At 32.3% G+C, this 11,358-nt stretch carries 11 protein-coding genes; 4 read left to right on the top strand and 7 right to left on the bottom strand.

All coding sequences use genetic code 11. The features are described 5' to 3' along the window. Positions 1–6 precede the first annotated feature (6 nt). Both IQ05_RS08250 and IQ05_RS08255 read right to left on the bottom strand, forming a co-directional pair. Positions 7–423, bottom strand: coding sequence for a DUF6691 family protein (locus IQ05_RS08250; protein WP_144891889.1), 417 nt, complete (start codon positions 421–423; stop codon positions 7–9). 13 nt (positions 424–436) lie between these two features. Then, positions 437–997 carry a YeeE/YedE family protein gene (locus IQ05_RS08255; RefSeq protein ID WP_144891891.1) on the bottom strand — a complete coding sequence of 187 codons (561 nt, stop codon included), beginning with the start codon at positions 995–997 and terminating at the stop codon, positions 437–439. 169 nt (positions 998–1,166) lie between these two features. On the opposite strand from IQ05_RS08255, the gene IQ05_RS08260 reads away from it, so the two are divergent. The 4 genes from IQ05_RS08260 to IQ05_RS08275 all read left to right on the top strand — a co-directional run bounded on the left by IQ05_RS08260 (position 1,167) and on the right by IQ05_RS08275 (position 4,707). Further along, the gene (locus IQ05_RS08260) at positions 1,167–1,616 is read left to right on the top strand and encodes a 2-dehydro-3-deoxyphosphooctonate aldolase (RefSeq protein WP_144891893.1); all 450 of its coding nucleotides are present in this window, start codon (positions 1,167–1,169) and stop codon (positions 1,614–1,616) included. Positions 1,617–1,762: 146 nt separating this feature from the next. Next, positions 1,763–2,581, top strand: a complete 819-nt coding sequence (gene kdsA / locus IQ05_RS08265) for a 3-deoxy-8-phosphooctulonate synthase (RefSeq protein WP_144891895.1) — start codon at positions 1,763–1,765, stop codon at positions 2,579–2,581. Positions 2,582–2,644: 63 nt separating this feature from the next. Next, complete coding sequence (locus IQ05_RS08270; protein ID WP_144892111.1) at positions 2,645–3,445, top strand: hypothetical protein; 801 nt, start codon at positions 2,645–2,647, stop codon at positions 3,443–3,445. Between the two features lie 167 nt (positions 3,446–3,612). After that, positions 3,613–4,707 (top strand): PAS domain-containing sensor histidine kinase, encoded by a 1,095-nt coding sequence (locus IQ05_RS08275; protein WP_144891898.1) that lies wholly within the window; start codon positions 3,613–3,615, stop codon positions 4,705–4,707. Positions 4,708–4,742: 35 nt separating this feature from the next. On the opposite strand, the gene IQ05_RS08280 is transcribed toward IQ05_RS08275, so the two are convergent. From IQ05_RS08280 to IQ05_RS08300, 5 genes are all read right to left on the bottom strand, one after another. Continuing rightward, the gene (locus IQ05_RS08280) at positions 4,743–6,122 is read right to left on the bottom strand and encodes a M28 family peptidase (RefSeq protein ID WP_144891900.1); all 1,380 of its coding nucleotides are present in this window, start codon (positions 6,120–6,122) and stop codon (positions 4,743–4,745) included. A gap of 254 nt (positions 6,123–6,376) precedes the next feature. Then, positions 6,377–7,057, bottom strand: a complete 681-nt coding sequence (locus IQ05_RS08285; RefSeq protein WP_144891902.1) for an ATP-binding cassette domain-containing protein — start codon at positions 7,055–7,057, stop codon at positions 6,377–6,379. Continuing rightward, on the bottom strand, positions 7,057–7,971 hold the full coding sequence (locus IQ05_RS08290; protein ID WP_144891905.1) for an ABC transporter permease: 915 nt from the start codon (positions 7,969–7,971) through the stop codon (positions 7,057–7,059). Before IQ05_RS08290 ends, IQ05_RS08285 begins: the two co-directional genes overlap by 1 nt. Positions 7,972–8,037: 66 nt before the next feature. Next, positions 8,038–10,137 carry a glycoside hydrolase family 97 protein gene (locus IQ05_RS08295; RefSeq protein ID WP_144891907.1) on the bottom strand — a complete coding sequence of 700 codons (2,100 nt, stop codon included), beginning with the start codon at positions 10,135–10,137 and terminating at the stop codon, positions 8,038–8,040. An 11-nt stretch (positions 10,138–10,148) separates the two neighbouring features. Continuing rightward, the gene (locus IQ05_RS08300) at positions 10,149–11,348 is read right to left on the bottom strand and encodes an acetate/propionate family kinase (protein ID WP_144891909.1); all 1,200 of its coding nucleotides are present in this window, start codon (positions 11,346–11,348) and stop codon (positions 10,149–10,151) included. Positions 11,349–11,358: the final 10 nt, after the last annotated feature.

The raw sequence follows: 11,358 nt of genomic DNA on the forward strand, positions 1-11,358 counted from the left end.
TTTCAATTAATGAGGTAATTTATTTTTCAATAAACCATATAAAAAAGTTCCCAAAAGAGCCCCAAAAAGAACTATAAGAACGGTCCAAAAACCAGCACCAAGCAATATGAATATAGGCCCTGGACAAGAACCTACTAATGCCCAACCCAAACCAAAAAACAATCCGCCAATCCAGTAGCGAGCAGATCCTTTTTCTTTATCGGGAATTTCTATAGATTCTCCTTTGATGTCTTTGATATTATTTCTTTTTATGATTTGAATCCCAATAATTCCTGTCAATATAGCCACCGAAATAATTCCGTACATGTGAAAAGATTGAAACTGAAACATTTCATAAATTCTATACCAAGAAACAGCTTCGGATTTTGTTAAAACAATTCCGAAAATGAAACCAACCGCTAAAAATTTTATACTATTTTTCATTTATATATGAGAATTAATTTAGGATTAAAGGAAGTAAAAAATGAGCCATAATAAGACCCCCAATAAAAAAACCGATAACCGCTTTTAAAGAAGGTAGTTGTAAATTACTCAAGCCTGAAATTGCATGTCCTGAGGTACATCCACCAGCATAACGGGAACCAAAACCAATCAAAATACCACCAATAAGCAGTATACAAATACTTTTTGGGGATTCTAAAATAGCTGTTCCAAAAAGTGCATCCGGCATTAATTTTCCGTTTGGAGCTTCAATACCTAGTTGTGCTAATTGTGCTATTGTTTTAGGATTAATGTCCACATTTGAAGCATCACTCATGAAATGAACGGCGACAAATCCACCTAACATAGCTCCAAGAACGACTACTAAATTCCAGCGTTGTGCTTTCCAATCAAAATCAAAAAACGATACTCGCTTGCCTAAACCTGCAATAGAACAAAGCGATCTTAAATTAGAAGACATTCCGAAAGACTTCCCAAAATAAATAAGTGCTAACATAATAAATCCTATCAGTAAACCAGAAACATACCAAGGCCATGTTTGAAAAACTATATCCATATTCTATTTATTTAATTTCTGCAAATATAATAAGCATTGATACACACTTGGAAATAAAAATTGGCTAAAGCTCAAACATAATAATTTACGACAACAAAAACCGTTATAATAAGGGTTCTGATTATATTTGTATTATCAAATCAAGATTAAACACAGAAAAATTTAAGCTATGAAAAATACACTAGTTATATTTATACTCTTCATTACTTTATCGGGGTGTACGAGTACAAAATCTACATTACAAAATACCGACGACAATGCTCCAGACTTACAACTCACACAGAAAAATACATTTATTATAACTGAATATAGCACGGATAAAAAATACGGTTACAATAAAGATTATCCTGTCAATATTTTTTTTAATAACACCAATAACGAAACTATTAATCAAGAGCGTTTTATAAATGCACTTGCAGGACCTAAAGGAGAAAAAATCACCTTTACCAAACTAGAAAGTTGTTGCCCTTTTCCTACTAAGCGAAGCGACATGGGTGCAGGTCTGCTTGATGTTTATGAATTAAAATGGAATGGCCAAAAAACACCTGTATTGCTATATCTAAATATCTATGAAAAAGGAGTCATCAAAGTTCCTGTAGGTCTTACTTTAAAAAAATGAAGAATTTCTATTAGGTTATTATCTCAAAATAAGTTGAAAAACAGAATTAGCATAGTAATTTATTATTAATAATACTTTTAAAAACTTTATGATTTCATCAATTTAAAATAAATCATAACTACATTTGCAAACTGAAAACACACACTATGAATATTCAAAATATCCCACAAATCAAACATACTGACAGCGGTAATTTCTTTTTACTTGCGGGTCCTTGCGCTATTGAAGGCGAGACAATGGCTTTACAAATTGCTGAAAAACTAGTTGGAATTACGAATGATTTAAAAATACCTTTTGTTTTTAAAGGATCTTTTAAAAAAGCAAATCGCTCTAGAATTGATAGCTTTTCTGGAATTGGAGATGAAAAAGCATTAAAAATACTGAGAAAAGTTTCTGAAACATTTAATGTACCAACTGTAACGGATATTCATACCAATGAAGATGCTGCAATGGCGGCACAATATGTTGATGTGCTACAAATTCCAGCTTTCTTGGTAAGACAAACTGACCTTGTAGTAGCTGCGGCTAATACTGGTAAAGTTGTAAACTTAAAAAAAGGACAATTTATGAGTCCAGAAAGCATGAAACATGCTGTTCAAAAAGTATTGGATTGCCAAAACACAAATGTAATTGTGACAGATCGAGGTACCATGTTTGGGTATCAAGATATGATTGTAGATTTTAGAGGCATACCTACTATGCAACAATATGCTTCAACTGTTCTAGATGTTACGCATTCTTTACAACAACCAAATCAAACTGCAGGTGTCACAGGTGGCAGACCAGACATGATAGAAACTATTGCGAAAGCCGGAATTGCTGTAGGAGTTGATGGAATTTTCATTGAAACTCATTTTGATCCTGCAAATGCAAAAAGTGATGGCGCAAATATGTTGCATTTAGATTATTTTGAATCGCTTATGGTTAAACTTGTTGCCATAAGACAAACCATTAATAACTTTTAATTTAGAAAATTTCAATCATTGAAAAAAATAGCATTATACATCGCAATCGTAGCATTTTCAAGTATACAAATTGTAAATGCACAGCAAGACGAAAAGATTCAAGAAAGGTATACCGCTCATAATAAGGGTAAATTTTTTGTTTCATGGGGAGGTAATAGAGATAGTTATATCAAGTCTGATGTTACCTTTAAAGGAAAAGATTACAATTTCACATTAGATAATATTACTGCTGATGATAAACCGAAAGGTTGGCATATTGACTATTTGAATCCTACAAGAATGACTATCCCGCAAACTAACCTCAGGTTAGGTTATTTTATAAACGATCATTACAGCATTGCAATTGGAGTAGACCACATGAAATATGTCATGACACAAGGGCAAACTGCAAATATCTCGGGTACTATTTCAGCTGGCACTCCTTATGATGGTGTTTATAACAATAGTCCAATTGTTTTATCAAAAGATTTTTTAATGTACGAACATACAGATGGTTTAAATTATGTTAACACAGAATTTTCTCGACACGATGACATTTCTAAATTATTTAAAATTAAGAACACAGATAAAATTCAAGTTAATGTAACAGAAGGTTTAGGTCTTGGACTACTATATCCTAAAACCAATACTACATTATTAGGAAAAGAAAGACATGATGATTTTCATGTTTCAGGCTTCGGAACTTCACTTAAAGCAGGATTAAATGTTACTTTTTTTAAACATTTTTATATTCAAGGAGAATTAAAAGGAGGATATATTAACATGCCGGATATTAGAACAACAAAAAGCGCTGAAGATAGTGCATCACAGAATTTTTTCTTTTTTCAAAGAATCATTGCATTTGGAGGGATTTTTAAAGTCTAACATTACATTAACATCCAACACATAAGCTATCAAATTGATAGCTTTTTTTTTATACAAACAATTTTCAATTCAATACATAAATTTATGACCATTATTAAATTTTATTATTTAAATTTATAAATCGTTTTACTTTATAAAATTTAAGACAAATAAAATAAAAATCCTCAATGTACAAGGAAACAATCCATGAAGCTTCATCAAGAACAAATTATCATTTTGACAATTTTTTTAATATCTCAGCTGATTTCATATGCATTGCTGGTTTTGATGGATATTTCAAAAGAATTAATCCTGCAGTTTCAAAATTATTAGGTTTTACAGAAGAGGAGTTGTATGCCAGACCAATTAGTAGTTTTGTATACGCTCCCGACCTGCAAATTACTATAGAAACTAGAGAAGAAGTTTATAAAAACAACCCACTTTTAAATTTTGAAAACCGCTATTTAACTAAAAGTGGCGAAATAGTTTGGTTATCTTGGACATCAATGCCTGTTCAGTCGGAGAAATTAGTGTATGCCATCGCAAAAAATATCACTCATAAAAAAAAGGTTGAAGAAGAGCGCAATTTACTCCTTACTAATCTTACGCAAATTAATAAAGAACTAACTCTGTTGTCTCACAAAACATCGCATGATTTAAAATCTCCCATAAATAACATGCTCTCGGTTTTCAGTCTTATTGATGTCTCAAAAATAAATGATCCTGAAACATTAGAATTAATAAATATTCTAAAACAAACTAGTGAAAATTTAAAGCAAACTCTAAATGAGTCAATTGATGATTTAGTAGACAAAACAAATATTAATACAGCAATTGAAGAAATCAATTTAAAAGAATCCCTTACTGAAGTTCTTGAATCTATAAGTTCCTTAGTAAATGATTCCAAAGCAGCAATTCATATTGACTTTTCAGAATTTGAAAATGTAATATTTAATAAAGCATATATAAAAAGTATTTTTTTGAATTTAATAACTAATTCCATAAAGTATGCTAAGCCTAATCAATCGCCCGTAATAACTATTAATTCTAGAAAAATAAATGGAGTACACCAATTAATTTTTGCTGATAACGGAGTCGGTTTTGATATGGATAAAGTAAAAGATAAAATTTTTGGACTATATGAAAAGTTCCATAGTAATATTGATAGTAATGGAATAGGATTGTATTTGGTTTACAATCACATTACCAGTTTAGGCGGAAGAATTGCGGTAGAAAGTAAAATAAATGAAGGTGCCACATTTATTATTTCATTCAAATATTGAAAAAAATAATTGTGACACCTCCACAAACATTGAATTTATTTAGCTATTCCGTTTTGATCCATTAAGTATACTAATGAAGCCATAGCTGCAGCTCCTAGTTCTAGCTCTCTTTTATGAACTGCATCAAAAGTATCATTAGACGCATGATGATGATCAAAATAACGTTGTGAATCTGGCTGTAACCCCACTTTTACTATGTGTTTTGATTGCAATGGACCTATGTCAACACCAGAATTACCTTTGACGAACTTATGTATTAAAAAAGGTTCAAATAAAGATCCCCAACTTTTTATCTGATTAAAGTTTACCTCATCGGCATCTATTGAGAAACCTCTTGGAGAAAATCCACCCGAATCACTTTCTAAAGCAAAAATATGATTTTCCTTGTTTTTGCTAGATTGAATTTCATATTCCTTACCGCCTTTAACACCGTTTTCTTCGTTCATAAATAAAACTACTCGCAAGGTATTTTTTGGTTTATACCCAATATTCTTGAAGATATTTAATACTTCCATACTTTGCACACAACCTGCACCATCATCATGAGAACCGTCTCCTAGATCCCAAGAATCAAGATGCCCACCTACAACCATAATTTGCTCTGGATGTTCTGTACCTGTCATCTCGCCTACCACATTATAGGACAGTACATCGTCAAAAGTTTCACAAGATTGTTTTAAATAAAAACTAGCATTCGGATTGGTTTTTAAACTTTTACTTAAAAGTTCGGCTCCGTTTGTACTTATTGCGGCAGCAGGGATTCGTTGTTCCTTAGCAATATCTCCGTAATTAGTAGCGCCAGTATGTGGTAAATCGTCTAAACGTAAGTTCATAGATCTCACAATAACTGCCAAAGCACCCAGTTTTCCTGCCTCTCTAGCACCAGATGATCTTTGGTCTACGCAACCACTGTATGCTTTAAAAGTCTCCACAAACTCAGGATTCATGGGTCTATTAAAAAATATAATTTTTCCTTTTACTTTCGCTTCGCCAAGTGTTGCAAGCTCTTCTAAGCTTTTTACTTCAATAACGGCAGCTTGCAATCCTTTTTTCGGAGTTGCTACTGAACCTCCCAAGGCACAGATAGGAAAACTAATTTTTTGTTTCCCTAGTTGTAAATAGCCTATTTCTTTTTCACCTCTTACCCATTTTGGGACCATTACCTCTTGCAAGTACACTTTGTCTAATCCTAATGTTTCTAATTGCGCTTTAGTATATAAAACGGCTTTCTCAGCTCCTGCAGAACCTGATAATCTGGAACCAATAGCATTTGACAAGTGGTCAAGCCAAGGATAGCACTTTGCATTAGTTAAAGACGATTTATATATATCTTTTAAGGTTTGTTCTTCTTTTGATTGTGCAAAGAGGCTACACGTAGCCATAAAAAGTGACGCAACAACAATTGATTTTTTCATAGTGAATTTAGACTTTCTAAGAATTCTTAATTATAATTTAGGTTTTGGTTTTCGTTGCAATTTCGTAATTCCAAACGAATAATGTAAGGGTAATTTAAAAAAAGTAAATTTTATGTTGTTTCAGGATTATTTGTTTTGTGGCTATTAAGGTCTTTTTTTAAATAATTTTCATTGGAACAGTGGGATATCGAATTCATGGATATTTCTCATGCATCTATTTTATAATTCGCATTTAACAAAACCTCAGAAGATGATTATTTTAAATTCAATCGCTCAATTTTATTACCAATTGTAAATAATTTCATCTCATTTTCTAAAATACTAAACTCATCTTTCAAAACGCTTTGAATAATTTTCCCGCTTTTTAAAAGCATTATTTCATCGCAAGTATCACTTAAAGTCGAAAAAATATGAGACGAAATAATAATTGATTTCCCCATTTCTTTGAGTTTTTGAATTATTTCAATTATGATTATATTACTTTGAATATCAACGCCGTTAAAGGGTTCGTCTAAAATAATAACTTTATTTTCTTGCAATAGCAAAGCAGTTAATGCCAGTTTTTTTTTCATTCCTGTTGAATATTTTACAGCATATTCATGTAATGGTAAATCAAAAATATTTCTTTCACCCAAATCAGTAATCGAAATATTTCTAGCATTGCATAATAACTTGATGTACTCATTACCAGTTATTTTTGGAAAAAAGAAAGGTTCTGTTTGTAAATATCCTAAATAATTTTTTAGCAATCCAAATTCATATTTTACTATTCCTTCATGTTTTTCTAATCCAGCAATACAGTTAAATAAGGTTGTTTTTCCTGCCCCATTTTCTCCGACTATTCCATACACTTTGCCTTTCAAAAAATTTAAATTTATGTTTTCTAAAACTATTTTAGATCCATATGATTTTGACAAATTTTCAATACTAATCATTATAATATCTCTTTTAATTTTTTAAGTGACTGCATGTATAAATAGTGAATAATAAACAATAACAATGGTGGAAGCCATAAAGTTAGTCCAAATACAATTCCATATCTGATATTTAATTTATCAGGGAAAATGGAGTACTTTGCTAACATGGCTGTTAAGATAAACAGGTATCCTAAAAATTGAAAAACTAAAATAATTTCAATCTCAGAATAGAAGAACACTGATAAACCTATAATTATTGGCAAACATAAAATTGTTGCGTACAAGATTATGATCTTTAATTTGTATCTAATAAAATCTTTAGGAGACTTAGAAAAAATCCAGACATAAAATTTATCTTCAGTAGTTGTGTAATAGTTTAAACAGGATAGCATAACAACTATGAGTGAAAAAATTCCTAAATTAAAATTATGCACACTAATAGCCATAAATGTCAAAAAATAAGCGAATATGTAGATGTAATAATTTGTTCTAAAACCAACAGCAAACTCAAATGGGTATTTGTAAAAAGGAGTTGGAAACGTAAAATTAGCTTTGGTTTTAAAACTCATTAGTGATAAAAAACAAACTGTAATAAGAAGAATAACCGCATTAAAATATTTTTCTTGATAACATAAAAAAATTATGAATGCACTAGAAATAATTAAGTTTTCGAGGATTCTTATTTTGAAACATTCAACTCTTGAAAAATGAAGCTTTAAAAATTCATTTTTACGTATTTCATTTAAACTTACTATAACACCTAAAGAAATTACCATGAAGATATAGTCAGCATATTGCGTTTTTTCAAATAATTTATTTGATGAAAATACAAATACACAAAAACCTACCACATAACCTATTATTGGTTCAATTCCCCACTCGGTTAACTGTCTGTTAAACATTCTAAAACGTAAAATAAAATAGTCTTTCATTGTAATAAATGGCAAGATTGCAATTATCTAGTAACTAATTTCATTATTTGATCGGATCTGTTGCAACTATTTTTCTAATGGCTCAAAACTAACAGCTGTACCTCCGCCCGCTGCCAAGATTAATTTTAGTTTTGATTTATTAGTGACCGTCATTGTTTTTATTAGATAGGCAATTGGATTGTTTTTCCAGTCTGCATTTGCTGCATCGGCATATACAGTTGCTTTGTACTTTTTACTTGGAGTAAGAAAATCCAATTTCACTTCTGAAGTTCTTGCATTTTCATCCGTGATTGCTCCTAAAAACCACGTTTCTTTTCCTTTTGTTTTTCGGGCAACTGTTACGTAATCTCCAGGTTCAGCTTCTAAATATTTGCTTTCGTCCCAATCTGTTTCAACGTCTTTGATAAACTGAAAAGCATCCGGATATTTTTCGTAATTTTCTAATAAATCAGCAGCCATTTGTAACGGAGAATACATGGTTACATACAATGCTAATTGTTTGGCTAAAGTGGTATGAACCTGCTCTGTTTTGTTTTTGTCGTAATAACTCATTTTTATTTCAAAAATTCCTGGCGTATAATCCATAGGTCCACCTAATAGTCTGGTAAATGGCAAAATAGTTTCGTGCATAGGAGGATTTCCAACACTCCAAGCATTGAATTCATTTCCACGAGCCGCTTCGGCAGCAATATAATTTGGATACGTTCGTCCAAAGCCGGTTGGTCTTGACGATTCATGAGAGTTAATCATAATCTTGTAATCGGCAGCGCGCTTTGCAACGAAATTAAAATGGTTTACCATGGATTGCCCGTCATGAAATTCTCCACGTGGAATAATTTTACCTACATAACCCGATTTTACGGCAGGATAATCGAATTTTTTCATCAAATCAAAAGCGCGATCCAAGTGTCTTTCATAATTACTGACAGAACCCGATGTTTCATGATGCATAATCATTTTGACGTTTTTTTCTTTGGCGTAAGCCGAAAGTGCTGCGATATCAAAATCTGGATATGGCGTTGTAAAGTCAAAAACCTCTTCTTTCCAGTTGCCATTCCAGTCTTCCCAACCTACATTCCAACCTTCAACTAGAACACCATCAAAACCGTTTTTAGCAGCAAAATCAATGTATCGTTTGGTATTTTCGGTAGTAGCACCATGTTTTCCTGAGGCTTTTGGCGCATCCGCAAAATTAGTAGCATTTTGAGAACCTGCATAATCCCAAGTTGATTTCCCGACATGCATTTCCCACCAAATTCCAACATATTTCATGGGTTTTATCCAAGAAGTATCCTCAATTTTTGAAGGTTCATTCAGGTTCAAAATCATCTTTGAACCAACAATATCTCTAGCATCATCGCTAATCATTATGGTTCTCCAAGGCGATACACAAGGCGTTTGCAAGTAGGCTTTGTCACCAATAGCATTCGGAACTAATTCGGCTTTTAATTTATAATTGGTCACATCAGCATTCAAATGCATGACTGGATAATTGACTACAGCCGCTTCAAAAATATTGAGATACAATCCGGATGGTGCTTTCATCATCAAGGGCGTTTGAACCATAAATTTCCCTGGAATAGATTTTACTCCAATACCATTGTTCATATTGATTTTGCTATTATCAATTTCTGAAAATTTAGTTTCGTTGTATTCGTATTCATTGCTGTCAAAATCACCTGGAATCCAAAAAACTTTATTATTTTCAGTAAGATTAAATTGGGTAACCTCATCAGAAATGATGAAATAATTCAGCTCCGCTTGTTTTGGGAAATCATATCTAAAAGCTACCCCTTCGTCAAAAACTCGGAAAATGATATTCATTTTTACCTTCGTTTCCTTATTAAGGAGCGAAACAGTAAGTTCATTATAGTGATTTTTAATACTCGACTGCTCTCCTAAAACGGGCTTCCACGATTCGTTAAAGCTAGAAGTTTTTGAATCCAGAATATCAAAATTAGCATCTAAAGCTGGTTTCTCTTTTAATTTGATACCTAAAGCACTTTCTAAAACGACAGTCTTGTTTTTGTAATTTACAGAATAGCTTGGTTGACCATTAGGAGCTAGAGTAAAATTTACGGCTATTTTTCCCGATGGAGATTGAATGCTTTGAGCATAGCCAAAATAGGACAAGACTAGCAAGGAAATAATTATAAATTTTTTCATATTTTATTTTTTTAACTAGTCAGCAATTCAAATACTTGTTTGGCAATTTCTACTTCTTCATTTGTAGGAACCACTAAAATTTTTGTTTGTGAATCAGCGGCATTAATTTCTCGAATCTCTTTGGATCGAATTTCATTTTTGGATGCATCTAATACAATTCCGAAATACTCCATATCGGTGCACACTAACTTCCGGATATATGATGAATTTTCACCTATTCCTGCAGTAAAAACAATCGCATCTAATCCGTTTAAAACCGCTGCATAAGAACCTATGTATTTCTTGATACGGTAGGCATTCATGGCCAAAGCCAATTGGCAATCAACATTTCCGTTTTCAGCATTGGCTTCAATATCCCTTAAATCACTGTAACCGGTGAGGCCTAACATGCCACTTTGTTTTTGCAGCATCGTGTTTACAGAATCTAGTGAATAGCCTAAAGTGTTTACCAAGTAAAAAATTACGGATTGATCCACATCTCCACTTCGTGTACCCATAATCAATCCATTCATGGGACCAAAACCTAAAGTATGATCCATACTTTTTCCTTCTTTTATTGCTGTCATGCTACAACCATTTCCTAAATGAATGGTTATAATTTTAGAACTTGAGGTAAGCGAATTTTGTTTTAAATATTGAATGGCGTTCTCCGAAACATATTTGTGACTCGTGCCGTGAAAACCGTATACCCTAATTTTATTTTCGGTCAAAAGATACTTTGGAATTGCATATTGATGTGCTACAACGGGAATACTTTGATGAAAAGCCGTGTCAAAAACAGCAACTTGTTGTGCTGCTGTAAAAATTTCTTCGGCAACAATTATTCCTTCAAGATTAGCAGGATTATGCAAGGGAGCCAACTCAAATAGTTGTCTTATTTTATCTTTAACAGCATCATTAATAAGTACTGTATTCGAAAAATCATTCCCGCCATGTACCACTCGATGTCCTACCGCTTTAACTTCATCAGTACTTTGAATAACACCAATATTAGGATTCATCAGGAGCTGAGCAATTTTCTCTAAGCCGATTTTATGATTGGGAATTGAAAGTGTTTCTTCTAATTTAGTGGTACTCGTTACGTATGTTAAATTGGAAGTTTCAAGACCTATTCTATCAATCATCCCTGAGCAAATAACCTCGTTTGCTGGCATGTTAAGCAATTGATACTTTATCGATGAACTTCCTGAGTTTATGATAACTATTTTCATTTAAATTTTA

This window comes from Flavobacterium tiangeerense, from assembly GCF_007830355.1.
In the GTDB taxonomy this organism is placed as follows: Bacteria; Bacteroidota; Bacteroidia; order Flavobacteriales; family Flavobacteriaceae; genus Flavobacterium; species Flavobacterium tiangeerense.